The sequence below is a fragment of the Streptococcus sp. GS001 genome (assembly GCF_021595565.1).
GTDB classification, from domain to species: Bacteria; Bacillota; Bacilli; order Lactobacillales; family Streptococcaceae; genus Streptococcus; species Streptococcus xiaochunlingii.
In genome coordinates, this window is the sequence record NZ_JACSYJ010000009.1 from 1 (window position 1) to 255 (window position 255).

At 42.4% G+C, this 255-nt stretch carries 1 protein-coding gene; it reads left to right on the forward strand.

What is annotated here, in order from left to right:
• A partial coding sequence (locus tag H8S88_RS09815; protein WP_236128283.1) for a nitronate monooxygenase occupies nt 1–255 on the forward strand: 255 nt, incomplete at both ends.

The following is a 255-nucleotide window of genomic DNA, read 5'->3' on the forward strand; positions in this document are numbered from 1 at the left end:
GTCAAAGCGAATATTGATCGCGTCAAATCCATTACTGACAAACCTTTTGGAGTCAATATCATGCTCCTCTCTCCTTTTGCAGATGATATCGTTGATTTGGTTATCGAAGAAGGGGTTAAAGTGGTTACTACTGGTGCAGGGAATCCTGGAAAATACATGGATCGTTTCCACGAAGCTGGCATTACCGTTATTCCAGTTGTACCTTCAGTAGCTTTAGCAAAACGGATGGAAAAACTAGGTGCGGATGCTGTCATT